Genomic DNA, 26,460 nt, shown 5'->3' with positions numbered 1-26,460 from the left:
GGTGTCCTCAGTCCCCTCGGTGCTCAGCCATCGTCGTCCGTGGCCCACGGGTCGCTGGTGGCGAAGGGGACGAGCTCGGCCCCGACCCTGGGCGAGACGTTGGCCACGATCCAGGTGCCGTCCTCGCGGTCCTCGCGCTTGAGGACCTCCCCGCCGGCGTGGGCGCGGGCGACCAGATCGGCGCGGGAGTACGGGATCAGCGCCTCGACGACCTTGCGGTGCGGTGGGATGCGTTCGGCGATCCCGTCGATGAGCGCCTGCACGCCCTGTCCGGTGGCGGCCGACACCTCGTGGACGGCTTCGCCGTGCGCCTCGACGGTCCGGGCCAGGCCGACCAGGTCGTCGGGGTCGCAGCGGTCGATCTTGTTGAGGACCAGCACCCGTGGCATGTCCCCCGCGCCGATCTCTGCGAGGACGCGGTTGACGGCCAGGACGTGCCCCTCCGCCTCCTCGTGGGACGCGTCGACGACGTGCACGAGCAGGTCGGCGTTGAGGGTGTCCTCCAGCGTGGACTTGAACGACTCGACCAGCTGCGTCGGCAGCTTCTTGACGAACCCGACGGTGTCGGTCAGCACGATGGTGCGTCCGTCGGGCAGGTCCAGCCGGCGGGCGGTCGTGTCCAGGGTGGCGAACAGCTGGTCGGCGACCAGCACGTCGGCCCCGGTCATGGCGTTCATCAGGGTGGACTTGCCGGCGTTGGTGTAGCCGACGATGGCGGCCGCACGGACCTTGTTGCGACGCCGCTTGAGCGACTTGGTCTGGCGGATCTTCTGGGCGGCCGCGAGATCGCGCTTCAGCTTGGTGATGCGACGGTTGAGCTTCCGTCGGTCGACCTCGAGCTGGGTCTCACCGGGACCTCGCATGCCGACGCCGACACCACCGGCCTGACGGGACAGGGCGTCACCCCACCCTCGCAGGCGGGGCAGCAGGTAGGTCAGCTGGGCCAGCTCGACCTGGGCGGTGCCCTCCGAGGACGAGGCGTGCTGGGCGAAGATGTCGAGGATCACGATGGTGCGGTCGAGCACCTTGACCTTCAGCTTCTCCTCCAGGTTGCGCTGCTGGGCCGGGGACAGGTCGTCGTCGAACACGACCGCGTCGGCACCGAGCTGGCCGACGAGGTCCTTGAGCTCCTGGACCTTGCCGCGGCCGAGGAACGTGGCGACGTCGGGGTGGTCGCGCCGTTGCACGACCCGACCGACGGTCATGCCGCCGGCGGTTTCCAGCAGCTGCTCCATCTCGTCGAGGGAGGCGTCGACGTCGTGGCTGGTCTCGCCGGGCAGGTGCAGCCCGACGATGACGGCCGCGTCGACCTGCCGGAAGATCTTCACACCCTCCTGCGGGGCGTGGTCCTCGATGCGCTCGGCCTCGAGCCGACGGCGCTGCGCACGACCGATCCGGAGGCCACCTTCACTGTCGGACGCGGGGTCCTCGATGTCCCAGCCCAGCTCGGTCGGTTCGTCGCTGTCGATCACGGTCTCGTCGATGTCGTCGTGCTCCTCGCTCGGTCCCTGGTCTGGGTCGCTCATGCGGATGCCCCCGTCCCGCTGGCAGCAGTGGCCAGCCATGCGTCGTCGAGGAACCCCTTGCCGACCTCGACCGCCGGACCGGTCACGAAGAGGGTCTCCTCGGTCCACTCGATGCGGAGCACGCCGCCGGGCAGGTGCACGTCGGTGGTCCGGTCGGCGAGTCCGTTGAGGTGGGCGGCGACGGCCATGGCCGATCCGCCGGTCCCCGAGGCCATGGTCTCACCGACGCCGCGTTCCCAGATGCGTCCGTCGACGCCACCGTCGGGGCGTGCGGCGATGAACTCGACGTTGGTCCCCTCGGGGAAGTCCGGGTGGGTCTCCAGGCGCGGGCCGAGGGTGGTCACCGGCGCGGTCGCCACGTCGTCGACGAGGAGGACCGCGTGGGGGTTGCCCATCGAGACGATCGTGACGGTGGCGGTCGTGCCGTCGTCGAGCACGATCGTCCGGCCGACCTCGCCGGTCACGGGGGCGCCCATGTCGACGGTGCACGTGTCGGTCAGGCCGTCGGGGCCGCGGTGGATGACGACCCGCTTGACGCCCGCGCGCGTGTCGACGGCGACGACGTCCATGGGCTGGCGGTCGGCGAGGTACTTGGCGACGGTGCGAACCCCGTTGCCGCACATCTCCGACAGGCCACCGTCGGCGTTGCGGTAGTCCATGAAGACATCGGCGTCGGTGCCGGGTCGGGCGGGGCCGACGCGGATGGCCCCGTCACCGCCGATCCCCATCTGCCGATGGCACAGCGCAGCGGCCAGGTCGGCGGTCAGGTCGACGCGGTCGTCGAGGTCGGGCAGCAGCACGAAGTCGTTGCCGGCTCCGTGCACCTTCAGGAACTCCAGGGTGCTCTCCGTGGGTCGTGTGTGGGCGTCAGCCCAGCCTAGCGGCGGCCTCGACGGCAGCGGGGACGGCGTCGGCCGGCTGCCACTGGATCCGTGGGTCCTTGCGGAACCAGCGGCGTTGCTTGGCGGCGAACTGCCGGGTGCGGATGACGATGCGCTCGGTCGCGTCCTCGAGGGTCATCTCGCCGTCGAGGTGGGCGAACAGCTCGGCGTAGCCGATGGCCTGGCGGGCGGTGTCGGACAGCGTCCGGTCCCTCAGGGCGGCCGCCTCATCCAGCCACCCGTCCTCGAGCATCCGATGGGTGCGGCGTTCCAACCGGTCGGCCAGGTCGCGCCGGTCGACGTCGACCCCGATGACGGAGAGGCCCGGATAGATGCTCTCGTGGCTCTGCCACACGCGGTGGAAGCTGGAGAACGGCTGGCTGGTCAGCTCGATGACCTCCAGCGCACGGACCGTGCGTCGCAGGTTGAGCGGGTCGATGCGGCCTGCCGCCTCGGGATCCAGGGCGGCGAGGTGCTGATGTGCCGCCGCCGGGTCGTGGGCCCACTCCCCCTCCAGCCGTTCGCGGACCGCCGGGTCGGTCGGCGGGAAGACCATGGCGTCGACGACCGCCCGGTAGTACAGGCCCGAGCCGCCGACCAGCAGGGGCAGCGCGCCGCGGCCGATCACGTCGGCGATCGCCGTCCGGGCCCGCTGCTGGAACCACCGAACGGTGCAGTCCTGGTCGGGTTCGAGCTCGTCGACCAGGTGGTGCGGAACTCGTGCACGGTCCTCGGGGCCGGGTGTGGCGGTGCCGATGTCCAAGCCGCGGTAGACGGTGAAGGCGTCGATCGCCACCAGCTCGACGGGGTGGCCGGCGTCGTGCAGCCGATCGGCTGCGGCCATGGCTGCGGCGGACTTGCCGCTGCCGGTGGGCCCGACGACGGCGACGACCGGACCCGTCGGACCGTCGGGTCCGACCTCTTCCACGGTGGGCTCGCTCAGGCGATCGCGGTGGCCGGGCCCGGGGTGGGCACGGCCGGGGTGACGTCGGCGTCGGTGACCTCACCGAGCAGGTAGTGCGCGGCGGCGTCGGTCACGGCCACGTTGGCCCTGGCACCCGACGCAAGGCCCTCGACGACCGGGAAGTGCACGAGGCGGTTGTGGCGGGTGCGGCCGCTTAGCCGGGAGTCGTCGGTCTTGGACGGGCCCTCGACCACGACCTCCTGCACGGTGCCGACCTGGCGGGCGTGGGACTCCGCCGACAGCCGCTTGGTCAGCTCGGCGAGGCGGATGAACCGCTCGTCCATGACGTGCTGCTCGACGTGGTCGGGCAGGTCGACGGCGGTCGTACCGGGACGCTTGGAGTACTTGAAGGTGAAGGCCGAGTCGAACCGGGCCTGCTCGGTGACGTCGAGGGTGGCCTGGAAGTCCTCCTCGGTCTCGCCGGGGAAGCCGACGATGATGTCGGTGGAGATGGCCAGGCCGGGGATGGTGTCACGGGCCTCGGCGACGAGGTCCAGGAACCGGCGGGAGCGGTAGCTGCGCTGCATCAGCTTCAGGATCCGGTCGCTGCCGGCCTGCAGGGGCAGGTGCAGCTGCTCCATGACCGTGGGCACGTCGCGCATCGCGGCGAACACGTCGGAAGTGAAGTCCTTGGGGTGAGGAGAGGTGAACCGGATGCGGTCCAGCCCGTCCACGTCGCCGAGCATGTGGAGCAGCTCGGCGAAGAGCGTGCGGTTGCGCGAGCCGTCCGCGAACTCCGCGGGCACCTCACCGGCACGGACCAGGTCACGGCCGTAGCTGTTGACGTTCTGGCCGAGCAGCGTGATCTCGGTGACGCCGTCGGCGACCAGCTCGCGGGCTTCGCTGACGATGTCGCCGAGCTTGCGGGACTTCTCCGGGCCGCGGAGCGAGGGGACGATGCAGAACGCACAGGTGTTGTCGCAGCCGATCGAGATCGACACCCATGCATGGTGGCGCACCTCCCGCATCGACGGCAGCGCCGAGGGGAACATCTGGGTGTGCTCGAGGATCTCCACGACGGGCAGCGCCGCGGAGTCGGCCTGCGCGAGCAGCTCCGGCAGGCGACCCATGTTGTGCGTGCCGTACACCACGTCGACGTACGGGGCCTTCTCGGCCAGCTTGTCCTGGTCCTTCTGGGCCAGGCAGCCACCGACCACGATGGTCTTGGAGGGGTCCGCCAGCTTCAGCGGCTTGAGGTGGGAGAGCTGGCCGTACAGCTTGTTGTCGGCGTTCTCCCGGATGGCGCACGTGTTGAGCAGCACGAGGCCCGCCGACTCGGCGTCGGGGGCGGGGCGATAGCCCATCGTCTCCAGCACGCCAGCGGCGCGCTCGGAGTCGTGCTCGTTCATCTGGCACCCGTAGGTGCGGATGAAGTAGGTACGTGCGCTCACGGAATCCTCGATCAGCCCTGCGCCGCGCGACGCTTGGGGTGCAGCGACGCGTCGGGGACGGCCAGCTCGTCGGCTCGGGTGTCGATCCGCTCCAGGCTGCCGCCACGGCCAGCGGCGTACAGCAACGCGATGAGGCCACCGAAGACGGCGGCGTTGGCCCGGTCGTAGACCGCCATGCCACCGAAGCCGGCGAACAGGACGGCGTAGCCGACGACGGACCGCCAGGGCGAACGGCGCACGAAGAGCGCACCGGCGAGCGCCAGCGCGGGGACACCGATCAACATCCAGACCTGCAGCACGTTCACGTGCGGTTCTCCTCATCCGATAGCGGGGCGGTTGACCAGCCTACGGGTTGTGGTCGAGACTGCCCAGCCGCCCCCCGGGCGCCGCTGGTCCATCCATGACCGCGGCGTCACAGGACAACGTCCTACAGGTCCGGCCGCGGTCACCCGATACCTCCACTGTCCGACCGACAGCAGGAGATCCGGTGTCGAAGGGCGAAAACTCCACTGAAGAACCGTCACACGACGCAGCGGGCGTCGTTGGGTTCCGCGAAGAGCCGCACCGAACCGCAGGAGATCCCCCAGTGGCCCACCCCACTTCCCCCCGTCGTCGCACCCCCCGTGCCATCGCGTTCACCAGCCTGGCCGGTGCGGCGATGCTGCTGCCGGTCGTCCCGGTGACGGCCCAGCTGCTGGACACCCCCCAGGAGACCCTGCCGGCCTGCGCCGCCGAGTCCAGCGCCGACCCGATCGTGGATGCGGCCTGCGGTGTCGTCGACGACGTCGTCGAGACGGTCGCCCCGGTCGTGGAGGCCGTCGCCCCCGTGACCGACGCCCTGCCCCTGGACGCGGTCGCCCCCCTGGTGGAGGAGGTCCCCGCCGGACTGCTCGGGGACGACGCTCCCGCGGACGACAACCAGGGTGTCCCCGCTCCCCCGGCGGCGCCCGCACCCCAGTCCGGCTCGCAGGGCGGCACCGTGACCACCGACGACGGCGCCGAGGCGGAGCCCACCAAGGTGACGGCGGCCGGCAAGGCCCCCACCGAGGTCGTCGAGCCCCAGGCCCCCGCCGCCGACGGTCGCGTCGCCGGCACCCCGACCATCCAGCCGGCCAACCTCGGCGCCAACATCGACGGCGTCCGCAGCCAGAACGGCCTGACGCTGCAGCCCTACGAAGCGCCCATGGTCTCGGTCCCGATGGAGTACGAGACCCCGATGATCGCGCCCCCCACCACCACGGCCGCACCGATCCAGCAGGCCGCCGCCGACGCCCTGCGGTTCACCGGCGCCGCGATGGTCCCCTACACCGACGGGTCGGCCGCCTGGATCACCGCGACCGGCCTCGGCCTGCTCGGCGCTGCCGGGTACGGCATGCGCCGCCGCGCCGACCGCCTGACGGTCACCACCCTGGACGTGTAGGCCGCCAGGCCGTATGGGCCTCCAGGCCGTATGGGCCGCCAGGCCGTGCAGGCCGCCAGGCCGTGCAGGCCGCCAGGCCGTGTGGGCCATTCACCTCCAGAGACACCAGCCTCCTAGGGCCTCGGACCCCGTCGATCACCCGGCGGGGTCCGCGGTTCGTCCGGGGGAATGAATCCAGTTCAGTCCCAGTCGCGGTCGAGGGCGGTGGCCTCGCGAGCGGCCTGGTGCGCCGTACCCGAGTCGAACCCGCGGCGGACGAGCATGCCGACCAGCCGCTGGGCCACCCGCGCCGGCGGCAGGTCGGCCGGCATCCGCTGGGCGCGCTGGCGTGCGAAGTCCAGCGCCTGGGCCGTCTCGTCGACCTCGTCGAGCTGGGCCAGCGCTGCGTCGATGACCGGTTCGGGGACCTTTCGCTTCGTGAGCTCGCGGTGCAGCCGACGCCGGCCGTAGCCCCGCTTGACCCCGCGGTCATCCACCCATGCGCGGGCGAACCCCTCGTCGTCGAGCATCCGCGTCGCGACGGCGCGGGCGACCGCCGCGTCGGCGACAGCGTCGTCGTACTCGCGTGCGATGAGCTTGTCGCGCGCCTCCGCGACCGTCAGCGGATGACGTGACGCGCTGCGGGTCAGGTAGGCGATCGCCTTGGACAGTGCCGCTGCGTCCACGTCGTCCGGCACGCCCGCCAAGCCACCGGGGACATCGTCGGGAGCAGCGTCGGGCGCAGCGGCGCCCGGGGCAGTCCTGTCGACCCCGGCCGCCTCCATCGCGGCACGGAGGCGGGCGATGACCTCCGGGTCGCTCACGCGTCGAGGGCCAGCGCCTCGTCGATCTCGAGGCTGTCGTCGCCGGTGACGTCGGTCGGCACGAGGCCCAGCATCTCGATGGTCCGCTTGTAGATCTCGTCCGCGACGTCGCCGTGCTCCTTGAGGAAGCTGCGGGCGTTCTCGCGGCCCTGGCCGAGCTGTTCGCCGTCGTAGGTGTACCAGGCACCCGCCTTGCGGATGATCCCGTGCTCGACCCCCATGTCGATCAACGAGCCCTCCTTGGAGATGCCCTCGCCGAACATGATGTCGAACTCGGCCTTGCGGAAGGGCGGGGCCAGCTTGTTCTTCACGACCTTGACACGAACCCGGTTCCCGACGAAGTCCTGGCCGTCCTTCAGCGACTCGATGCGACGGATGTCCAACCGCACGGAGGAGTAGAACTTCAGGGCACGACCGCCGGGGGTGGTCTCGGGCGAGCCGAACATCACGCCGATCTTCTCGCGCAGCTGGTTGATGAAGATGCAGCAGGTCCGGGACTTGTTCAGGTGACCGGCGAGCTTGCGCAGCGCCTGGCTCATCAGGCGGGCCTGCAGGCCGACGTGGGAGTCGCCCATCTCGCCCTCGATCTCGGCACGGGGCGTCAGGGCAGCCACGGAGTCGACGACGAGCAGGTCGACGGCGCCGGAGCGGACGAGCGTGTCGGTGATCTCCAGGGCCTGCTCACCGGTGTCGGGCTGGGACACCAGGAGGGCGTCGACGTCGACCCCGAGCGCCCGGGCGTAGGTGGGGTCCAGCGCGTGCTCGGCGTCGATGAACGCGGCGATCCCGCCGGCCTTCTGCGCCTCGGCGATGGCGTGCAGGGCCACGGTCGTCTTGCCGCTGGACTCGGGGCCGTAGATCTCGCAGACCCGTCCACGGGGGAACCCGCCCACACCCAGCGCGACGTCCAGGCCGATCGCGCCCGTGGGGATCGTGGCGACCTTCTGCTGGGCACCCTCGTCCATGCGCATGATCGCGCCCTTGCCGAACTGCTTCTCGATCGAACCGAGCGCCAGCTCGAGCGCCTTCTCACGGTCGGTCTTGGCCATGGTGTCCTCCTGCCGGCCTCGCGGCCGGTGTGGGTCTGTGTGGGTCTGTCTGGTCGACGGTACGTCGGGGGTGTGACATCGAGGCCGGATGATCCGACGCGGCTGTGGACAACTGCACCTCCCCCCACGGTATCGAACAATCGTTCGAGTGCCAAGCATGTCGAGGGGACGTCCGTGGACGGCATGCCTGGCGCCGGCCCGTCGTCAGCCGGCGGGCGTCACCAGCGGGCCGTGACCCGGTCGTTGGCGGCGTTCACCAGGTCGACGGCGTAGTTGGCGTTGTCGCGCATGGCGTCCTCGGTCCGCCGTCGCAGCGAGTGGCCCGCCTCCTCCACGCCCCTGTAGGCCTCGTGATCACGCAGTCCCGGGGGGACGCGGCTGATCAGCGGCAGCACCTCGCGGCAGACCTTCCACGACAGCGCCCTGAGCTTCTGGACGGCCCGCCAGCGTTCGTCGTCGCTCAGGTCGCTGCTGCGCATCGCCCGGTCGGCGTCGCGCTGGGCGGCCATCACGGCCTGCTCGCACCACTCCAGCTGCTGCCGGAGCGCCAGCAGCTGGGCCCGACGGCCCACCGGCAGCGTGGTCGCGCCGAACCGCCTGGCGGTCGTGTCGTCGGTCAGGTCGATGGTGACCGCGTTCCCCTGGGCGTCGTGCATCCTTCTGCGCCTGCCTTCCCGTGTCACCCGGTCGCATCCCCACGACCGGTCGGTAATCACACACCCGTGATTCCGATGCCCGAAGCGTACGCCCGCGGTGTGACATCGACCCCTGATCCTCCACTGTCCCCCTGACCGGCCCGCGTTCGGTGCGGGGTCAGTCAGGTGAGCGGGGGGCAGGTGAGCGGGGGTCAGGTGAGCGGGATGCTCGCCAGCTCCACGTACCGTGCGCCGGTGGCGGTGCGGTCGCTGCGGAGGACCTCGACCCGGTCGGCGGTCCACGACAGCGGCGGACCGTCGTAGGCGGCCGCGACCGTCCGGGCGAGTGCGGCGGGATCGTCCGTCGATCGGCGCGGGACCCGGCAGAGGGTCAGGTGTCCTCGGAACGCCCGGTCGCGGTCCGGCGGGGCCCCGGCGGCGTCGCAGGCGTCCCGGACTCCTTCTGCCAGCGCGGGCAGCGGCGGTGATGTCACAGGAAGCCACACGATCCCCCGTGACCCGGGTGCGGTGTCGGCAGACCCCGGCAGGCGAACCGCCACCGACGGCACATCCGCGACAGCGGACCGGACCGCGTCGCACACCGCGGTCGCCGTCGCATCGTCGACCTCGCCCAGGAACGCGAGGGTCAGGTGCCAGCCCAGCGGATCGGTCCAGCGCAGCCCCGGCCAGCGGTCCCGCAGGACGCCGACTGCCGGCTGGATCATCGTCGCGACCGCCGTTGGGACGGGAAGCGCGACGAAGCTGCGCATCAGGCGGTCCGCAGGACCGCGTGCAGCACCGACAGGGCGCCGGACGCCCCGAAGGACTGGATGTCGACGCGGGATCGGCCGGGCATCCGCATCTCCTCGACCACGGCCGTGGTGCCGGCCACCACGACCGCGACCCGAACCGTGCCGACCGGGGCGTCACCGACCGGCTCGGGGCCGGCCACGCCGACGATGCCGAGCCCGACGTCGGCGCTGCAGCGCTCCGCGGCAGCGCGGGCCAGGGCCTCCGCGGTCGCCCCCTCGACGGGGCCGGTCCCGGCCAGGCCCGCAGGGTCCAGGCCGGCCAGCAACGCCTTGACCTCGGTCGCGTAGGTGATCAGGCCACCGCGGAACCACGCGGACGCACCGGGGACCGTCACGAGGCGTGCCCCCACTCCTCCTCCGGTCATGGACTCGGCCACGGCGAGCGTCCAGCCGTGGGCCCCCAGCAGGCGTCCGATGGCGTGCTCGACCCCCTCGTCGTCAAGGCCCATGACCCCGGTGCCGAGCAGGGCCACGACCTCCTCCACCACCGGGTCGATGGCGGCCAGCGCGGTGGGCCGGTCGGGGGCAGTCGCGGTCACCTTGACCCGCGTCTCGCCCCTGGAGGCAAGGAAGGCGATCGTCGGGCCGCCGTCGCGCTCGACCCGGGCGACCAGCTCGGCGAGCGTGTCGGCGATGCCGCTCTCGCTGAGCCCCGCGGTGCGCACGGTACGGGTGACGGTCGTGGACAGGCCGCCACGCTCGACGAGCATCGCGACGACGTCCTGCTCGAACATGACGTGCATCTCGCTCGGGACACCCGGCATGCAGACGACGAGGCCGCCGTCGACCTCCAGCGCCAGGCCGGGTGCGGAGCCGACGCGCGTCAACCAGCGGCCACCCTCGGGGATGTCGGCCTGCTGGGCGTTGGACGGCGACATGACGCGGCCTCGCGACTCGAAGTACGCCTGGATATCGGCCAGGGTCGCCTCGTCGCGGACCAGCGGCGCGCCAGCCACCCGGGCGAGGGCGACCCGGGTGAGGTCGTCCTGGGTCGGACCGAGCCCGCCGGTGGTCAGCACCACGTCCGCACGCCCGAGCGCCTCCTCCAGCGCGGTGGCCATGTCGTCGATCCCATCACCGACGGAGGTGTGGCGGACCACGGTCACGCCGAGCTCGACGAGCCGCTGCGACAACCACGTGGAGTTGGTGTCGGTGTTGTCGCCAAGCAGCAGCTCGGCGCCGATCGCGATGATCTCTGCGGTCGTCCCCACGGTCATGATCCTCCGTTGGCGGCGGCGATGGCCTGCTGGCGAAGCCGCTGGACGCGGGCGAGGTACTCCAGTCCGCTGCCGACCGTCGCCGCGACGGCGAGCAGCAGCACCACGAACGCCACGTCGGCCACCCCGGGGTACAGGTACAGGGTCACGGCGATGACCTGCGTGACGGTCTTGACCTTGCCCCACACGCTGGCGGGCATGACGACGTCGTGGTCCCGCAGCAGCGCGCCCCGTTGCCAGGTGACGAACACCTCGCGGGCGATGATGACGACGACGGCCCACCATGGGAGCTCCCCCAGCGCCGCGAGGATCGCCAGCGACCCGATGATCAGCAGCTTGTCCGCCAGGGGGTCGGCCAGCTGTCCCCAGCGGGTCACGCCGACCAGCCGCCGGGCAACCCAGCCGTCGATGGAGTCCGTCAGGGCCGCGAAGACGAAGATGCCGAACGCCCACCAGCGGGTGGCGGTGCCGGCGTCGCCGCTGCTGCGGGCGAGCAGGACCCCGATGACGGGCACCAGGAGGACCCGCAGGAACGTGAAGGCGTTCGCCAGGTTGAGGGGGGAGGGTTCCGCCGTCGCCGCCGCGGCGCCGCCGGTGGGGTGGTCGCCGTGGGGGTGGTCGGTGTCGGCCACGTCCCTGTCCGCTACGCCGGCCGGGCGACGAGGTCGACGCCGTCGCTGGCGACGATGGTGACCGGCGCCATGCGCCCGACCGGGGTCTGCACGCCCTCGGCGCGGATCTCGCCGTCGGTCTCTGGGGCCTCGCGGTAGCTGCGGCCGATGGCGGTGTCGCCCTCGTGGGACTCCACCAGCATCTCCAGGGTCCGGCCGACGAAGGCGTCGGTGCGTTCCTGCGCGACGGCCTCGATCACCTCGGTGACGGCGTCGGCGCGGGCACGGGCCTCGTCGGTGGGGACCTGGTCGTCCATGGTGGCGGCGGGGGTGCCGTCCTCGGGTGAGTAGGTGAACACACCCGACCAGTCGATCCCGGCGTCGCCGACGAAGTCCATCAACGTCTCGACGTCGGCCTCGGTCTCACCGGGGAAACCCGTGATGAAGGAGGAGCGGAAGACCGCGTCGGGATCCCGCCGGCGGATGCCCTCCATCAGGTCGAGGAAGCGCTCGGGCGACCCCGAGCGGGCCATGCGGTCGAGGACGGACTCGCTGGCGTGCTGCAACGACAGGTCGTAGTAGGGCACGACGGTGTCGGAGGCGGCCATCGCGTCGAGCAGCTCGGGGATGATCTCGGCCGGCTGCAGGTACATCAGGCGGACCATCTCCAGCCCTTCGACCCGGTCGAACATCTCGACGAGGTCGACCTGGCCGTGGCGGCCGCTGTCGAGGTCCTTGCCCCAGGAAGTGGTGTTCTCGCTGACGCAGACCAGCTCGCGCACGCCGGTGGAGGCCAGCCAGCGCACCTCGGCCTCGAGCTCCTCCAGCGGCCGGGACACGAAGCGCCCACGGAAGGAGGGGATGGAGCAGAAGGTGCAGACGCGGTCGCAGCCGCCGGCGATCTTGAGGTAGGCCCACGGCCCCTTGGGGACGGTGCGGACCGGGAAGGAGACGTTGGGCGGCGCGTCGGGTCCGGCGGGGCCGGCGCCGAGGACCGGCAGGCCACGGCGTCCGGTGGACGCCGGCGCGATGGTGGCTGGTGCGACGGCCGGGGACCCGTCGATGGCCCGGCCGACGATGTCGGCGAGCTGGGTGTACTGGCCGAACCCGACGACGGCGGCAGCTTCGGGGACGGCTTCGGCGAGCTCGTCGCCGTACCGCTCGGCCATGCAGCCCATGACGACGACCGGCCGGTCCCCGTCGACGGCGTCGAGGACGGTCTCGATGGACTCCTCGCGCGCCGGGCCGATGAACGTGCAGGTGTTGACGATCACGCAGTCCGCGCCGTCGGGGTCGTCGACGATGTCGAAGCCGCCGCTGCCGAGCAGGCCGCCGACGTTGTCGGAGTCCACCTCGTTGCGGCCGCAGCCCAGCGTGACGATGGCCACGCGACGACGGTCGCTGGCGGGAGGGGTGAGGGTGGAGTCGGTCACGATGGGGCTCAGATCACGCGAACTTGGCAGGCCTGCTCGCCGATGGCGCAGGACACCTCGACGGCTTGTCCGGGTCCGCCGAGGCCGACCAATGGTAGGCCGTTGACGGTGATGTCGACGGCGGCGGCATCGCTGACCCTGAACACCACGGCCGGATCACCGGTCAGGGTGCGGGAGTCACCGACGTCCAGCTGGGCGTTGCTCACGGGCGGCTGGCCCTCGACGACGTTGAGCCGGACGGGCTGCAGGACCGAGACCTCGATGACCACCTCGGTGAGCGCCGGGCCGTCGAGCTGGGCAGGTGTGGAGGCGTCGACGAGGGGGTCGGCGGGGGTGTTGGCCAGCGCCTGCCCGTCGTCCTCCGTGGGGGCCTCGTCGGGGACCTCGGCGACTTCCGCCGGCGAGGGACCGGGGGCGTTGGGGTCCTCGGTGGCCTCGCCCTCGGCCTCGCCGCCACCGCGGAAGGCGAAGAAGGCGATGACGAGGAGGGCCACCAGCCCGACGGCCCCGAGGATCGCGGGGTTGAACGGCAGTCGGGTGCCACCGTCTGGCGGGAGGATGTCGTCGATGCTGGAGCCGGGGAAGGCCGCGACCTCCTCACCGGTGTCGTGGTTGGCCCGGTAGGCCTCGACCAGCGCCTCGGCGTCGAGGTCGAGGTATCGCCCGTAGAGGCGGATGAAGCCGCGGGCATAGACGTCCCCGCCGAGCACGGCGAAGTCGTCCTCCTCGATCGCGGCGAGGTAGGACTCACGTACACGCGTCTCAGCGGCAGCGTCGGCCAGGGTGCGCCCCTGCCGCCGACGCTCTGCCCGCAGCGTCTCTCCGATTCCGGCCATGCAGGTCGAGGGTAGCGGCGGGATCGACCCGAGAACCCTCCCCCACCGGACCATGTGGGCGGGGTGGTCGTCCTTGGTCCTCGGGTTGTTGGTTGGTCCCTTCACACTGCCTCGCTGCGCTCGGACGGTCCTCGGGCTCGCAACCGACGATCCGCGGCGCGAGCTCCTCGGTCCTCGCTTCGCATCGGACACTGCGGTGCTCCACCACGGAGTCGTCGGCGCCCTGCGGCGGTGCGTGGGGACCACGGTGGGCACCGCACACGACTGGTGTGTGCGTTCACCCTCCCCTTGGGCTGTCCATCGCGCACACCCTCGGCCGGGGTGTGGCACCCACGCTGCTGGAAGGCATCCATCGCACACGCGGCCCAACCCCGCGTGCGATCGGCCACCCTCAGCGGCGCCCAGGCCACACCCCAGCCCGACCACGGGCGGCCGGGCGCCACGCCGGGCGGCGGCGCCGCGTCGGCACCTCGGCGGCCCCGGCACACAACTGGTGTGTGCGTTCACCCTCCCCTTGGGCTGTCCATCGCGCACACCCTCGGCCGGTGTGTGGCACCCACGCCGCCGGAGGGCGTGGATCGCACACGAGGCCCCACCCCGCGTGCGATCGGCCACCCTCAGAGACGCCCAAGCCACACGCCAGCCCGACCACGGCGACCGAACCGACCACAGACCGCCGCAGGGCGCCGACGCTCCGTGAGCAAGACTCGCAGCCACGAGCTTGCGAGAGGCGAGAATCGGCGGAGCGGATCGTCGGTCACGAGCCCGAGGACCGTCCGAACGGAGTGAGGACCAGCCAGCAGAGCGAGGACCAACAAACTCAGAACACGGAGAGGCCGGTCTGGGTGACGAGGTGTTCGAGGGCGGCGCGGCCCTTCACGGAGTTGCCGGTGTGGTCCAGGCCCGGGGACCAGGCGCAGGCGGTCATGTGGTGGGGGACGATGCCGACCACTCCCCCGCCGACGCCGGACTTGCAGGGGATGCCGACGCGGAAGGCGAACTCGCCGGCCGCGTCGTAGGTCCCGCAGGTCAACATCAGGGCGTTGACGCGCCGGGCCTGGCTGACCTCCAGCACGCGGTCGCCCGAGACCGGGTCGACCCCATCGTTGGCCAGGTAGGCCAGCGACCGGGCCAGCTGGTCGCTGGTCATCGCCAGGGAGCACTGGGCGAAGTAGACGTCCAGCACGTCCTCGGGGTCGTGGATGATGTTGCCGAACCCCTTCATGAGGTGGGCGAGCGACCGGTTGCGATAGCCCGTCTCGGCCTCGCTGAGCGCCACCTCGCCATCGACGACGATCTTGGAGCCGGCCAGCTCGCTGACCATGGTGACCAGCTCGTGCAGCGGGTCCTCCAGGCAGGTCAGCAGCAGGTCGGCCACCACGATCGCCCCGGCGTTGATGAACGGGTTCCGCGGGATGCCGTTCTCGTGCTCGAGCTGCACCAGGGAGTTGAACGGGTCACCGGAGGGTTCCCGCCCGATCCGCGTCCACAGGTCGCCCTCGAACCGCTGGAGCGCAAGGGTCAGCGTGAACACCTTGGAGATCGACTGGATGGAGAACGTCGTGTCGTGGTCCCCGACGTGCACCGGCTCGCCACGCAGCGGGTTGACCGAGAGGGCGAACCGCTCGGCGGGCACGCGGGCGAGGGCCGGGATGTAGTCGGCCACCCGGCCCTGCCCGGTCAGCTCCGCCACCTCGTCGGCGATCCGCGGAAGGATCGTGTCGAGCTGCCCCACACCGGGGGCCTCGTGTCTGTCCAGGGAGATCTCGGCCATGACCTGCAGCCTCGCGTCGTCAGTCGATGGGCGCCCGTCGGGCACCGAGGCAACCCTGCCAGCCGCGTGTCGCTCGACAACCCGGCCGGATCCGACCTACCGCTCGGCGCCGGGGAGCTCGGCGTCGTCGCGCATGTCCTCCAGCGAGAACTGGTCCGCCGACTCGTCGTACTTGGCGGTGACGTCGCCGGAGTCCTTCTCCTCGCTCATCCCGATCGGGCCCATCGTCGAACCGCGCAGGAACTGGCGGACCACGGCCATGTCGGAGTTGAGCAGGCGCTCCTTCGGGCCGGCCAGCATCAGCTGACGGCGGTACAGCAGCGCCAGGTTGTCGCTGACGTTCTTGGCCGTCGGGATGTGGTGGGTCACGATCACGAACGTCGAGTCGAGCTTCTCCTTGAGGTCCAGGATCAGCTCGTTCAGGAACGCCGTGCGGACGGGGTCCAGGCCCGAGTCCGGCTCGTCGAACAGCAGGATCTCGGGGTCCAGGACCAGCCCGCGGGCCAGGCCCGCACGCTTGCGCATGCCGCCGGAGATCTCACCGGGGAACAGCTTGGCGGCATCCGACAGGCCGACGATCTCGAGGTTGTACTCGACGATCTCCTTGATCTCCTTCTCGTTCTTGCGCGTGTGCTCGCGGAGCGGGAAGGCGACGTTGTCGTAGATCGTCATCGAGCCGAACAGGGCACCGTCCTGGAACAGCACGCCGTACTTCTTGCGCACTTCCAGCAGCGGCCGGTTGCGCAGGGTCGGCACGTTCTTGTCGTCGACCCACAGCTGGCCCTCTGTGGGGCGCAGCAAGCCGATCAGGTGGCGCAGCAGCACCGACTTGCCGGTACCGGACGGCCCCAGGACCACGGTGACCTTGCCCTTGGGGATGTCGAAGGTCAGGTCCTCCCAGATGACCCGGGACCCGAACGCCTTGGTGAGGTGGCGGATCCGGATCTTCGGTTCGGGCTGGGTCGGGTCGAGGACCCACTCGCGCCGGTCGGCCCCGTCTGGGCAGGGGGCCCACCCGTCGGGCAGCTCGAATCCCTCGGGGGGCGGGACCGGGTTGCCGTACTCGTCCAGCTCGAGCTGGCCGCCGAACCCGGTGGGGATCGGCTCGTTGAGCACCGCGACGGAGCTGGACTGCGGCTGGTGGTCGTACTGGTGCACGGTCTCCTGCGTCTGCGGGGGGGAGGACGCCGGGAACGGGGGCGGCTGGGGCGCGGGTGGCGCCGGTGCCGGCGGGGTGGGCGAGGCCGACCCCGGACGGACCGAGGTGGACCCCGACGGGTGCAGGTCGTACTCGATGGTCGACCCGGCACCCACGCCCGACGGCCCGGTGGCCGGCGGCCCGGGCACGACGGGCGGCGGCACGGCGGACGCCGCACGCGGCGGCTTCGGCAGCTCATGATCGTGGTCGGTCATCGGTGGCCTCGCTTCTGTATGGATCCGGCGGTCTCCCGGCGTGGTGCAGCGATCACGTGGTCTTGACGATCAGCAGGTCCGCGCCCACGTGGTGCGACACCTTGTTGGGGACGCTGCCGAGCAGGAACCGGCGGGCGCCGGTCATGCCACGGTTGCCCAGCACCAGCAGATCGTAGTCCGCGGCACGCTCGACCAGCACCGCGGCGGCGTCGCCGTCGTGCTGCTCGGTCTCGACCGGCACACCCGCGGCCTCGACCCGGGCCGACGCCTCGGCCAGCACGTCGGCGGCCCAGCTGGACCGGCCGACGGTCAGCACCGTCACGCCTGCGCCGAGCGAGCTGGCCACGGCGATGCCGCGGTCCAGCGCCTTGGTGGCGGTCCTGGACCCGTCCGTGCCGATCAGGACCCGGCGAGGGGCCTCGTCCTCGCGCTCACGGCCGGTGCGGACGACCATGACGTCGCCGACGGCGTGGTGGGTGATCTTGTTGGGGACGTTGCCGAGCAGGAACAGCCCGGTCGCCCCGAGGCCCTGGCCACCGATGACCAGCAGCGCGTTGCCGCGGGTCTCGGTGAACTCCAGCAGCGCATCCGCGGGGTCGCCCTGCGGGGTGGCCACGTCGACGTCCAGGTCGGGGAAGGCCTTCAGTGCGATCGACACGCCGTCGCGGGCGGTCTCCTGCGCGCCGATGTAGCCGAACGCCCCGATGTTCTCGGGAAGCTCTGCCTGCACCGACCGGGGGCCGAGCTCCTCGGGCCGGACGCGCGTGTACGCGGTCGCGACGATCAGCGGGATGCCGATGCCGGCGGCAACGGTGGCGGCCCGGCGGACCGCGCGGCCGGCGGTCACCGACCCGTCGGTGCCGACGATCACGGAACTGTAGACGGACATCTAGCCCTCCTCGGGCTCGGGATCGCCGGACGGCCCCGCGGCGTCCTGGTCGATCGGGGTGATGGTCGAGGGTCCGAGGACGGCGACGTCGCTGGCCAGCCACTCCCCCTCGACGAGGGTCAGCTCGATCTCCATGCGAAGCTCGTCGGAGACCTGCTGGGGTTGCAGCGCAGAGGTGTAGGTCTGGCGCATGACCGCGAAGACGGTCGCGGTCTCGTCCCGCACGTCCTGCACGAAGGCGCTCAGCACCGTGCCCACCGACTGGACCTGCGCGTCGGCCAGGCCCTGCCTGATGGCGGGGTCGAACCGTTCGGCGACCTCTCGGGCGTAGTCGCCGGTGGACAGGCTCTGGGTGTCGGTGACCCAGTCGTCGATGTCGCTGCCCTCGAAGGTGGTGACCCGCAGGGCCACCAGCTCACCGGCCTCGCGGACGTCCTCGCGGACGGCAGCCTCGCGACGGAGGTCCTGCGCACCGAGGAAGAACACGGCGGCGAGGATCAGGCCGAGCGCACCCACGGCGACGCCGATCCGGGCGCGCCACAGCAGGCTGCGCACCGGGACCGCGACGGTGTCGGGCAGGCCGTCGGCCGGCCGCACCGTGGTGGCCCGGTCACCGGCGAGGGCGTCCGCGTCGAGGTCGTCCCCACCGATGTCGTGGGGCACCGTGGCACGGTCAGCCACCGCTGCCCACCTCCGAGCCGCCGGGGGCGACGGGCACCGAGAGGTCGGGCAGGCGCAGCAGGCGGGACAGACCAGCCGACGTCGAGACCCGTGCCTCGGGGTTGCCGCGGTCGTTCTCCGGGCGCACGACCTCTCCCTCCGGGACTGCCAGCTGGTGGTTCAGCTGGAACGCCGAGGTGGCGCCGGGTCCGAAGACCGACTCGCACGCCCCACCGGGCAGGGTGTCGGGGATGGGCCGCCGCGGAACGTAGCGTTCGGCTGGCGGTTCGGGCTCGAGCAGGAAGTTGACGCGCAGCCACGGCTCGCCCTGGGCGCTCGTCGGCCCGATGATCCGGAAGGCGTCGAAGAAGTAGGCCTGCTGGCGGATCGTCTCGCCGAGGTTCTCCAGGTTGGGCGCGTCGCTGACGTACTCGTTGAGGTTGGCGAGGTCGCGGATCGAGCAGGCGAGGTTCGCGTCGCCGCGCTGCAGCACCGAGGTGGTGAGCGCGAGGGTCGGCGGGACCGTGTCGAGCAGCCCGTCGACGTCGGCCCTGATCTCCCCGATCAGCTGGGCGCTGTCGGCGAAGTCGGTCAGCAGGTCGGCCAGGACGTCCCGGTTCTCCGCGAGGGAGGCGTTGACGATGCGGCTGGCGGCGAACAGGCGGTCGTACTCCGCACCGTTGTCGGCCACGGACTCCGACAGCGCCGCGGAGTCGGTCATGATCGACTGCAGGTCCTCCGACCGTCCACGGACGGTGTCGGCCAGCTCGCTGATCAGCCTGGCGGCCTGGTCGTTGTCGACGTTGCCGAACACGCGGTTGGCGACCTCGAGCAGGTCCTCGGGCTTGGTGGGCAGCACGATGGAGAGGGGCACGATCACGTCGCCCTCCTCGTAGTACTGCGTCGTGGCGGACTCCGGCACACGCGGGCGGAAGTCGACGGCCTGCTCACCGACCGCGGACTGGCGCAGGACGACGAGGTCGACGTCCTCGGGGATCCGGGCGTCCTGGTCGATCTCCAGCTCCAGGCGCACCCCGTCCTCGTGCAGGTCGGCGCTGGCGATGCTGCCGATGCCCACGCCGCGGTAGGTGACCTGCTTGTTCTCCGTCAGGCCCCCGGCCTCCGGCAGGTCGACGTAGACGGGATACCCCTGTCCGAACACGGCGCCGGCGACGAGCTGTGTGAGGGCGTAGAGGGCCAGCACCGAGGAGGCCAGCACCACGGTGACCAGGTTGATGAACGTCCGCTTCTTCACTGGTCGTAGTCCACCTGTGTCGGACGGGGGGTCGGGATCTCGCGCCCCTGCGGCGGGTCGGTGCACCCACGGACCGGGTCCCCCGGGATGTCGTTGATGCCGCAGACGATCATGTCGAGCACCACCTGCGCGTGCTCGTTGTTGATGCCGCGGATGGTGGAGAAGTTGTGCTGGGCCAGGTTGACGAACAGCCGGTCGAGGGCGGTGAGCGTCGACTCGCGGGTCAGCTCCTCGGTGATGCCGTCCAGCCTCCGGACGAAGTCGTCGATGCGCTGCTGGTGGGTGACCATGATGTCGGTCCCGGTCTCGGCCAGGTCCTGGAGGTTCACCAGCGTGTCCACGAGGTTGTCGTCCTCCTCCGCCAGCACCCGGGTGAACTGCTGGATCTCCGCCAGGGCCCGGCCGTGCATCTCCGCCTGCGGGCCGACGGTGTCGAGGAACTGGTCCAGCCCGTCGAGCAACCGGACGAGGTCCGCGGAGTTGGCGTTGTAGGTCGTCGACACGGCGTTGAGGTCGTCGATGATCTGTCCGAGGGTGGCGCCGCGGCCGTCGAGGCCCTCGGCGCCGGAGCGGATGGCGCCGGCCAGCGTGTCGGTGCTGACGGCGATGAGCAGGTCGGTGGAGGTCTGGATGACCTCCTCGAGCTCGGGTACGACCTCGGTGTCCTCGACCTCGTTGCCCGAGATCCACTCGCCACCCTCGCCGACGGGAACGAGGTCGATGAAGCGCTCGCCGAGGACCGACGTCTTGCGCAGGCGGGCCCGCAGCCGGCCGGGCAGGGCGACGTCGGGGTCGATCTCCATCGTGACCATCGCCTGCAGCTCGCTGTCGAGCTCGATGTCGGCGACGGTGCCGATCGGGACGTCGGCCAGGCGGACCGAGGCGTTGGTCGTCAGGTCGGCGACGTCCTCGAAGGTGGCCAGCACGACGGTGGCGTCGCTGCCCGTGCAGCCGCCGGCGAGCAGGGCGAGCGTCGCGAGGACCGCGGTCAACCAGCGGGTCATCGGCCGTCCTCCTCGTCGTCGCTACCACCGAGCAGGCCCAGGTCGGGCAACAGCCCGCCGTTGCCGCCGCCGTCGGCTTCCGGCACGGGCACGGACCCACGGCCCGACAGTCGCGGGTCGGCACCGGGCAGCGGCGCCGGGGCGGGTGGCGTCGCCGGTGGTGATGCGATCGCCTCGGCCTGCCTGGCGGCGATGTCGTCGGCGATGGCCGTCCGGGCCTCCAGCGGGAGTGAGGACAGCGCGATGCCGAGGGCTTCGGTGAGGGTCGTGCCGCCACCCTCGGGGGCCACGCACAGGCCGGGAAGGCACAGGTCGGGGATCTCGGCCAGGATGTCCTCGACGACGCTGCAGTCGGCCAGGTCCAGCCGGAGGCACAGCCCGAGGATGCGGTCCTCGAGCCGATCCGACAGCGCACCGGTCAGGTAGCCGGCCTCGTTGTCCAGCGGCAGTCGTGCGTTCTCCCAGTCGATGACGCGGCCGGCGGTCTCGAACAGCGACCGGCTGCCGACGAGCGAGTCGCCGATGCGCTCCAGGTTGCGGTCGACCGTGGACAGGGTCGTGGCCAGGGTGTCGAGGTCACGCACCAGCGGGTCGCCGTGCTCGACGACGATCGGCTGCAGCTCCCCGACGGCACGCTGGAGCTCGTTGAGCGCCCCGATCAGCAGGTCGCGGTCGTCCTGCAGGTTGCGCAGGACCGTGGAGGTGTTGCGCAGCGTCGATCCGATGCGCTCCTCGCGGGTGGCGAGGGTCTCGTTGAGGTCGGCGAGGTCACGGACCACCTGGTTGAGGTCCACCGAGCTGTCCGACAGCACCCGGACGGTGTCGGCACCGGAGGCGATGAGGTCGTTGAGGCCCTGGCCGTTGCCGTCGAGGGTGTCGGCCAGCACGTCGATCAGGTCGGCCAGCGCGTCGCCGTCCAGCGCGGCGAGGAACTCCTCGAAGGACCGCAGGACCTCGTCGACCTCGGCGGGGATGCCGGTCCGCTCCATGGGCACGTGGGCACCGGTCTGGAGGGTCGGCCCCTCGATGTAGGGCGGGTCGAGTGCGGCGAACCGCTCGCCGAGCAGGGACTGGGGAGTCAGCCGGACGTTGACGTCGGCCGGGTAGTCGCGGCTGCCGTCGAGGGTCAGCTCGATGTCGACGACGTCGCCCTTGGGCTCGATGGCGGACACCTCACCGACGGGTACGCCGAGCACGCGGACCTCGGACCCGACGAACAGGTTGGCGGTCCGCAGCACCGTGGCGGTGACGACGATGTCCTCGGGGGCGTCGTCGCTGCCGGTCAGCGACACACAGGCCGACGCGACGACGGCGAGGGCCATCAGCGTGGCGACGAGGGCGAGGCGAGCGCGGGTCACTGGGACGCCCCTTCCAGCATCCGCATCAGCGAACGGGGGCCGACGTCGATGCCGAGCTCCTGGGGGGCCCGGACGATCACGGCGCCGCCGCCGCCCAGCAGGTCGGGCAGGACCGGGATCAGCGCTCCGCTGTCCTCACCCTCCGGTGGTGGCGGGTCCTGGGTGTCGGGTGTGCTCGTGACGCCCTGCTCCTCGCAGGTCCGGGGGTCCGGGCCGAGGATGGCGTCGAGCTGCTGGTCGACGAGGCCGCCGCACCCGACGAGGACGTCGACGCCCACGGGGCCGGCGGAGGTGACGAACACGTGGCCCCACGGCACCGGCTGGTCGCCAGCGAACCCGATGGAGGCGTACCCGTTGAGGGCGTCCCCGGCGTAGGCCAGGCCCTCGGCGAGGTCCACCTGGTGGCGGCGGACGATCTCGAGGTCGAGGTGCAGCTCGTCGAGCACCGCGTCGAGGTCGCCACGCACGCGGGCGAGGAAGTCGGCGGTGACCGCCCCGGTCGTCTGGGTCTCGCGGAGCAGGTTCTGCAGGTCCGCCCGGCGGGCCGCGATGTTGCCCATGGCGACGTCGAGGTCGTCGATGATGCCGACCAGCTCCTCGTCGCGGGACTCCAGCGTCTGGCTGAGCGTCGACAGGTTGCGCAGCAGCAGCCGGATCTGCTGCTCCTGGGAGTTGACCAGCTCGGTCAGGTCGGTACCGGAGTCCACGAGCCGCGAGACCTCGTCGCGCTGGTCGCGGGTGACGTCGGCCACGGCGACGAGCAGCGTGTTGAGGGCGTCGGAGTCGATCTCGGTCAGCAGGTCCTCGGCGCTCTCCGCCAGCTGCGGGACGTCGATGGTCACGCGGGTGTTCTCGATGCCGATGCGGTCGCCGTCCTGCAGCAGCGGCCCGTTGAAGGCCGCCTCGCTGATGCCGGTGTCGAGGTCGATGGCCTTCTTGCCGACGAGGGTCCGCACGGTGATGGATGCGCGGGTGTTCTCGGGCAGCTCGACCCCGCCGTCCATCTGCACGATGGCCTCGACGTGGTCCTCGACGATGTCGACCTCCAGCACGCGGCCGGCCTGGATCCCGGCGACGATGGCGATGTCCCCAGCCGCGAGGCCGTTGGCGTCGGCGAACTCCATCGTCAGCGTGTACCCGCCGGTCAGGTCCTCACGGGTCACGGCCAGCGACACGAACAGCGTGCCGGCGATGAGGGCCGCGGCGATGATCCCGATGATGACGGGACTGCGCTCGATGAACTGCTTGCCCATCAGCGACCCTCCTCCCCGGTCCCGGCGCCCCGGGGCGCGGAGGTCCCGAGGGCAACGTCCTGGGCGGTCAGCAGGGGCATGCCGGTGACGACCTCGATGGCGTCCAGCCGTTCCGGGGCGTAGGACAGCTCGGGCGGTGCGGCCGGCCCGGACGTGCCCGACGTGGGGGTCGTGCCGGCGCTGGGGTGGTTGGGGCTGTTGGGGATGGAGCAGGCCGTCGCGCTCTCGGTGACGCAGGACACGACCGTCCCGCCGGCCTGGACCTGCACGGCGACCGCACGGACGTTGAACCACTGGCCGCCGCGGGTGGACAGCATGTAGGACGCCAGGCCCTGTCGGAGCGAGGCCAGGGTGTCCTCGAAGGACCCCCGCTGCTCGCCGATCCGGTCGGTCACCTGCTCGATGTTGTCCAGGGAGGACACCAGCCCGTCGTCGTTGGCGGCGATGAGCCGTCCGAGCTCGGCTTGCACACGCGTCAGGTCGACCGCGGCGTCCAGCAGCTCGCCGTTGCGGCTGGCCAGCGTGCTGGAGACCAGCCGGAGCTGGTCGATGAAGCCCACCAGCTCGGCCTCCCTGGTGTTGAACTCGCCCAGCAGCAGGTTGGCGTTTGCGATGACCGCGCGGATCTCCGGCTCCTGCGACGACACGGTGTCCGCCAGATCCGACAGGTTGACGACCAGGTTCTGGATGTCGTCCTCACGTCCGATCAGGGTGTCGTTGAGCGCCTGGGTCAGCTTGTTCTGGCTGACGGGGTCGATGGCCTCCAGCAGCGGGGTGATCTGGTCGACGAACGCCGCGAGGTCGGCGACGGCGACGGCCTTGCTGATGTCGATGCGTTCCCCCTCCGGCAGCGGCACGCCGCCGGGCGCGGGATAGAGGTAGAGGAACCGCTGGCCGATGACGTTGCGCCAACGCGCACCGACCCCCCAGGTGGTGGTCGGTTCGATGTCGTCGGACACCTCGAACTCCACCACCGCGAGGCCCCGCTCGAGGCGGATGCTGTTGACCCGGCCCACGTCGACCCCCGCGACGCGCACGTCGTCACCGACCAGCAGGCCGGCGGCCTCCTCGAGCTCGGCCTCGAAGACCTTGGCATCGTCGAGGAAGGGCAGGACGGTCGGGATGATCCGGTCCAGCGCGATGTTGCCGGAGATCGAGGTGACCCATCCGGCCGCGATCGTGCAGACGATCGCGAACAGGACGAACTTGGTGCCTGGCAGGCGGTCGGTCACTGGCCGCCTCCGAGGAGCAGGTCGAGGTCACCGAGGACCTGCGTGAACACGTCGGTGATCGCGCCGTCGCCGACGGGCGCCTGCGGGGCGGCGACCACGACGTCGGGGATGGCGAGCACCGGCAGCTGCGGCGGGCCGCCGTCACCGCCGCCCGGTGGGGGTGCGGTCCCGCTGCAGATCGGCAGGACGGCCGCGAGCTCCGGTGGCACGTCGGCGCACAGCTCGCCGGTGATCGGTTCCTCGATGAGGATCTGGAAGCCGGCCGCGAAACCGCTCCACCCGGGGTCGGTCTGCCCGCCGTTGCCGATGATGTCGGCGTAGTCGTTGATGCCCTCGACCATGTCGGCGAGCTCCGGCCGGTAGGCGAACAGCACGCGGGTGACGTTGTCGCCCTCGACGATCAGCCGGTCGAGGTCGGGACGGGTCAGCTCCAGCACGATGTCGAGCTGGTCGGAGAAGGCGTTGAGCTCTGCGAGCATGAACCGCAGGCGGTCCTGGTTGGCCGTGATGGTGTCCAGGGCGCCACCGTCGATGGTGCTGGCGATGCGGTTGAACTCGTCGCCCACGGGACCGAGCGCCTCTGCCACGAGCGACAGGTCGCGGAGGGTCGGCACCTGGTCGTCGAGGCTGCGGGACAGCACGTTGGTCGCCCGGGCACCCTGGTCGATGGCGCGGGCGATGGAGTCCTCCTGGCCGACGAAGGCCCCCATGCCGTCGTTGACGACGACAGCCAGGTCCTCGGGATCGATGGCGCCGAGCAGCCCGTCGAGGTCCTGCAGGACGTCCTGCACCTCGACGATCTGGTTGACGTCGGAGACGCGTCCCTCGTCGGGGATGAACGCGGCGGCCAGCTCGCGTGGCCCGTCGAAGCGCACCTCCAGCTGCTTCTCGCCGAACAACGTCTTGCCGACGATGGCGAACTGGGCGTCCTCGGGGATGCGGTACTGCGGCTCGAGGATCAGCTCGACCTCGGCCTCGAGGTCGTCGTTGAGCTCGATGGCGCCGACCTTGCCGATCAGGACTCCCCGGGCCACGACGTCGGAGCCGTTGACGAGGCCCTGGCCCGTCTCGCCCATGACGACGGTGAAGCGGTAGTCCTCGGCGAAGGCGCCCTGTGCGGCGCGCGTGCCGAACCAGCCGACGGCACCCACCACGACGATGATCAGCAGTCCGAGGAACGCCCGGGCAGCGGTCGAACGGCCCATCAGGCGATCCGCACCGTGTTGCCGCCGCCGTAGAAGATCACCGAGAGCAGCAGGTTGAGGAGGACCACGCCCACCAGCGAGACGCGGATCGCGTTGCCCACCGCGATGCCCACGCCCGCAGGGCCACCGGAGGCGTTGTAGCCGTAGTAGCAGTGCACGAGGACGACGAAGATCGTGAAGACCACGGCCTTGGTCAGGCTGTACAGCACGTCGATGGTGGGCAGGAACAGGTCGAAGTACTGCTCGTAGGCGCCGGAGGACACCGTGTAGTACTGCGTCACGATCAGCTCCGACGCCGAGTACGACGCGAAGAGGGCGAGGAGGTACAGCGGGATCGCAAGGATCAGCGCTGCCCAGATCCGCGTCGACACGAGGTAGACCAGCGACGGGACGCTCATGACCTCCAGCGCGTCGATCTCCTCGGAGATCCGCATGGCGCCGATCTCGGCGGTGAACCCGGCCCCGATCTGTGCGGCGAGGGCCACCCCGGCGATCAGCGGGGTGATCTCACGCGTGTTGGCGAAGGACGCGACGAGCCCGACGTAGGCCTCGGCGCCGATCTGGTCGAGGGCGACGTAGCCCTCCAGGCCGACCGCCGTGCCGGTGAAGAACGCCAGGGCCCCGATAACGAAGAACATGCCGCCGCCGAGCACCAGGGCACCGGCACCGATCGCCACGTCGGTGATGAGCGTGAGGATGACCCCGCCGTACTTGAACGCGCGGGGCATGCCGCGGAGGGCCTCGCCGTAGAAGGCGAACTGGTCGTAGACGTTCTCGAACGGACCGCCGAGGCGGCGGCCGAAGCGGGACAGCGGTGCGGGGATGGCGCTCATGTGCGG

The 26,460-nt window shown here is 71.3% G+C and carries 25 protein-coding genes; 1 reads left to right on the top strand and 24 read right to left on the bottom strand.

Features of this window, described 5'->3' with window-relative positions:
* Nucleotides 1-23: 23 nt before the first annotated feature.
* Genes hflX through CUC05_RS25255 form a run of 5 tightly spaced genes read right to left on the bottom strand, consistent with a single transcriptional unit; the run spans nt 24 to nt 5,067 of the window.
* Entirely contained in the window at nt 24-1,526 is a 1,503-nt protein-coding gene (gene hflX / locus CUC05_RS03600; RefSeq protein ID WP_108664981.1) for a GTPase HflX, read from the bottom strand.
* Complete coding sequence (dapF, locus tag CUC05_RS03595; protein ID WP_205712109.1) at nt 1,523-2,350, bottom strand: diaminopimelate epimerase; 828 nt, start codon at nt 2,348-2,350, stop codon at nt 1,523-1,525. The genes hflX and dapF overlap by 4 nt, the downstream gene beginning before the upstream one ends.
* 43 nt (nt 2,351-2,393) lie before the next feature.
* Complete coding sequence (miaA, locus tag CUC05_RS03590) at nt 2,394-3,335, bottom strand: tRNA (adenosine(37)-N6)-dimethylallyltransferase MiaA (RefSeq protein ID WP_108664711.1); 942 nt, start codon at nt 3,333-3,335, stop codon at nt 2,394-2,396.
* 11 nt (nt 3,336-3,346) lie between these two features.
* Entirely contained in the window at nt 3,347-4,762 is a 1,416-nt protein-coding gene (gene miaB, locus CUC05_RS03585) for a tRNA (N6-isopentenyl adenosine(37)-C2)-methylthiotransferase MiaB (RefSeq protein WP_157965170.1), read from the bottom strand.
* Between the two features lie 11 nt (nt 4,763-4,773).
* Nucleotides 4,774-5,067 (bottom strand): hypothetical protein, encoded by a 294-nt coding sequence (locus CUC05_RS25255; RefSeq protein ID WP_157965169.1) that lies wholly within the window; start codon nt 5,065-5,067, stop codon nt 4,774-4,776.
* A 281-nt stretch (nt 5,068-5,348) separates the two neighbouring features.
* Between CUC05_RS25255 and CUC05_RS03580 the strand changes: the two genes are divergently transcribed.
* Entirely contained in the window at nt 5,349-6,182 is an 834-nt protein-coding gene (locus tag CUC05_RS03580) for a hypothetical protein (RefSeq protein ID WP_108664709.1), read from the top strand.
* Between the two features lie 179 nt (nt 6,183-6,361).
* Here the strand turns inward: CUC05_RS03580 and CUC05_RS03575 are convergent, their stop codons facing one another.
* From CUC05_RS03575 to CUC05_RS03485, 19 genes are all read right to left on the bottom strand, one after another.
* Entirely contained in the window at nt 6,362-6,985 is a 624-nt protein-coding gene (locus CUC05_RS03575; protein WP_108664708.1) for a regulatory protein RecX, read from the bottom strand.
* On the bottom strand, nt 6,982-8,034 hold the full coding sequence (recA, locus tag CUC05_RS03570; RefSeq protein ID WP_108664707.1) for a recombinase RecA: 1,053 nt from the start codon (nt 8,032-8,034) through the stop codon (nt 6,982-6,984). Before recA ends, CUC05_RS03575 begins: the two co-directional genes overlap by 4 nt.
* A 218-nt stretch (nt 8,035-8,252) precedes the next feature.
* Nucleotides 8,253-8,690: a hypothetical protein gene (locus CUC05_RS03565; RefSeq protein ID WP_108664706.1), complete on the bottom strand. Its 438-nt coding sequence runs from the start codon at nt 8,688-8,690 to the stop codon at nt 8,253-8,255.
* A 191-nt stretch (nt 8,691-8,881) separates the two neighbouring features.
* Nucleotides 8,882-9,439 (bottom strand): RNA 2',3'-cyclic phosphodiesterase, encoded by a 558-nt coding sequence (gene thpR / locus CUC05_RS03560; RefSeq protein WP_108664705.1) that lies wholly within the window; start codon nt 9,437-9,439, stop codon nt 8,882-8,884.
* On the bottom strand, nt 9,439-10,692 hold the full coding sequence (locus CUC05_RS03555) for a CinA family nicotinamide mononucleotide deamidase-related protein (RefSeq protein WP_157965168.1): 1,254 nt from the start codon (nt 10,690-10,692) through the stop codon (nt 9,439-9,441). The genes thpR and CUC05_RS03555 overlap by 1 nt, the downstream gene beginning before the upstream one ends.
* Before the next feature lie 2 nt (nt 10,693-10,694).
* Nucleotides 10,695-11,330: a CDP-diacylglycerol--glycerol-3-phosphate 3-phosphatidyltransferase gene (gene pgsA, locus CUC05_RS03550; RefSeq protein WP_108664703.1), complete on the bottom strand. Its 636-nt coding sequence runs from the start codon at nt 11,328-11,330 to the stop codon at nt 10,695-10,697.
* An 11-nt stretch (nt 11,331-11,341) separates the two neighbouring features.
* On the bottom strand, nt 11,342-12,742 hold the full coding sequence (gene rimO / locus CUC05_RS03545; protein WP_157965167.1) for a 30S ribosomal protein S12 methylthiotransferase RimO: 1,401 nt from the start codon (nt 12,740-12,742) through the stop codon (nt 11,342-11,344).
* Nucleotides 12,743-12,750: 8 nt separating this feature from the next.
* Nucleotides 12,751-13,578, bottom strand: a complete 828-nt coding sequence (locus tag CUC05_RS03540; RefSeq protein ID WP_170127907.1) for a helix-turn-helix domain-containing protein — start codon at nt 13,576-13,578, stop codon at nt 12,751-12,753.
* A gap of 820 nt (nt 13,579-14,398) precedes the next feature.
* Complete coding sequence (locus CUC05_RS03535; RefSeq protein ID WP_108664700.1) at nt 14,399-15,352, bottom strand: glutaminase; 954 nt, start codon at nt 15,350-15,352, stop codon at nt 14,399-14,401.
* Nucleotides 15,353-15,448: 96 nt separating this feature from the next.
* The gene (locus tag CUC05_RS03530; RefSeq protein ID WP_157965166.1) at nt 15,449-16,765 is read right to left on the bottom strand and encodes an ABC transporter ATP-binding protein; all 1,317 of its coding nucleotides are present in this window, start codon (nt 16,763-16,765) and stop codon (nt 15,449-15,451) included.
* A gap of 52 nt (nt 16,766-16,817) precedes the next feature.
* On the bottom strand, nt 16,818-17,654 hold the full coding sequence (locus CUC05_RS03525; RefSeq protein WP_108664699.1) for a universal stress protein: 837 nt from the start codon (nt 17,652-17,654) through the stop codon (nt 16,818-16,820).
* Nucleotides 17,655-18,335 (bottom strand): hypothetical protein, encoded by a 681-nt coding sequence (locus tag CUC05_RS03520; RefSeq protein ID WP_108664698.1) that lies wholly within the window; start codon nt 18,333-18,335, stop codon nt 17,655-17,657.
* Nucleotides 18,328-19,569: an MlaD family protein gene (locus tag CUC05_RS03515; protein WP_157965165.1), complete on the bottom strand. Its 1,242-nt coding sequence runs from the start codon at nt 19,567-19,569 to the stop codon at nt 18,328-18,330. Before CUC05_RS03515 ends, CUC05_RS03520 begins: the two co-directional genes overlap by 8 nt.
* Complete coding sequence (locus CUC05_RS03510) at nt 19,566-20,573, bottom strand: MCE family protein (RefSeq protein ID WP_108664697.1); 1,008 nt, start codon at nt 20,571-20,573, stop codon at nt 19,566-19,568. The genes CUC05_RS03515 and CUC05_RS03510 overlap by 4 nt, the downstream gene beginning before the upstream one ends.
* Nucleotides 20,570-21,931, bottom strand: a complete 1,362-nt coding sequence (locus CUC05_RS03505) for an MCE family protein (RefSeq protein ID WP_108664696.1) — start codon at nt 21,929-21,931, stop codon at nt 20,570-20,572. The genes CUC05_RS03510 and CUC05_RS03505 overlap by 4 nt, the downstream gene beginning before the upstream one ends.
* Nucleotides 21,928-23,184 (bottom strand): MCE family protein, encoded by a 1,257-nt coding sequence (locus tag CUC05_RS03500; protein WP_108664695.1) that lies wholly within the window; start codon nt 23,182-23,184, stop codon nt 21,928-21,930. Before CUC05_RS03500 ends, CUC05_RS03505 begins: the two co-directional genes overlap by 4 nt.
* Entirely contained in the window at nt 23,184-24,416 is a 1,233-nt protein-coding gene (locus CUC05_RS03495) for an MlaD family protein (protein WP_108664694.1), read from the bottom strand. The genes CUC05_RS03500 and CUC05_RS03495 overlap by 1 nt, the downstream gene beginning before the upstream one ends.
* Nucleotides 24,413-25,621 carry an MlaD family protein gene (locus CUC05_RS03490; protein ID WP_108664693.1) on the bottom strand — a complete coding sequence of 403 codons (1,209 nt, stop codon included), beginning with the start codon at nt 25,619-25,621 and terminating at the stop codon, nt 24,413-24,415. The genes CUC05_RS03495 and CUC05_RS03490 overlap by 4 nt, the downstream gene beginning before the upstream one ends.
* Nucleotides 25,621-26,454 (bottom strand): MlaE family ABC transporter permease, encoded by an 834-nt coding sequence (locus CUC05_RS03485; protein ID WP_108664692.1) that lies wholly within the window; start codon nt 26,452-26,454, stop codon nt 25,621-25,623. Before CUC05_RS03485 ends, CUC05_RS03490 begins: the two co-directional genes overlap by 1 nt.
* Nucleotides 26,455-26,460 lie beyond the last annotated feature (6 nt).

The organism is Euzebya rosea (assembly GCF_003073135.1).
In the GTDB taxonomy this organism is placed as follows: Bacteria; Actinomycetota; Nitriliruptoria; order Euzebyales; family Euzebyaceae; genus Euzebya; species Euzebya rosea.
Note: the sequence above shows the minus strand (reverse complement) of the source record. Positions and strands in the feature narration are given on the sequence as shown.

What these genes read in the sequence shown, in the direction of transcription:
- hflX (WP_108664981.1), bottom strand. Translation starts at nt 1,526, where the DNA reads ATGAGCGACCCAGACCAGGGACCGAGCGAGGAGCACGACGACATCGAC.
- recA (WP_108664707.1), bottom strand. Translation starts at nt 8,034, where the DNA reads ATGGCCAAGACCGACCGTGAGAAGGCGCTCGAGCTGGCGCTCGGTTCG.
- CUC05_RS03565 (WP_108664706.1), bottom strand. Translation starts at nt 8,690, where the DNA reads ATGCACGACGCCCAGGGGAACGCGGTCACCATCGACCTGACCGACGAC.
- thpR (WP_108664705.1), bottom strand. Translation starts at nt 9,439, where the DNA reads ATGCGCAGCTTCGTCGCGCTTCCCGTCCCAACGGCGGTCGCGACGATG.
- CUC05_RS03540 (WP_170127907.1), bottom strand. Translation starts at nt 13,578, where the DNA reads ATGGCCGGAATCGGAGAGACGCTGCGGGCAGAGCGTCGGCGGCAGGGG.
- CUC05_RS03535 (WP_108664700.1), bottom strand. Translation starts at nt 15,352, where the DNA reads ATGGCCGAGATCTCCCTGGACAGACACGAGGCCCCCGGTGTGGGGCAG.
- CUC05_RS03530 (WP_157965166.1), bottom strand. Translation starts at nt 16,765, where the DNA reads ATGACCGACCACGATCATGAGCTGCCGAAGCCGCCGCGTGCGGCGTCC.
- CUC05_RS03525 (WP_108664699.1), bottom strand. Translation starts at nt 17,654, where the DNA reads ATGTCCGTCTACAGTTCCGTGATCGTCGGCACCGACGGGTCGGTGACC.
- CUC05_RS03510 (WP_108664697.1), bottom strand. Translation starts at nt 20,573, where the DNA reads ATGACCCGCTGGTTGACCGCGGTCCTCGCGACGCTCGCCCTGCTCGCC.
- CUC05_RS03500 (WP_108664695.1), bottom strand. Translation starts at nt 23,184, where the DNA reads ATGGGCAAGCAGTTCATCGAGCGCAGTCCCGTCATCATCGGGATCATC.
- CUC05_RS03490 (WP_108664693.1), bottom strand. Translation starts at nt 25,621, where the DNA reads ATGGGCCGTTCGACCGCTGCCCGGGCGTTCCTCGGACTGCTGATCATC.
- CUC05_RS03485 (WP_108664692.1), bottom strand. Translation starts at nt 26,454, where the DNA reads ATGAGCGCCATCCCCGCACCGCTGTCCCGCTTCGGCCGCCGCCTCGGC.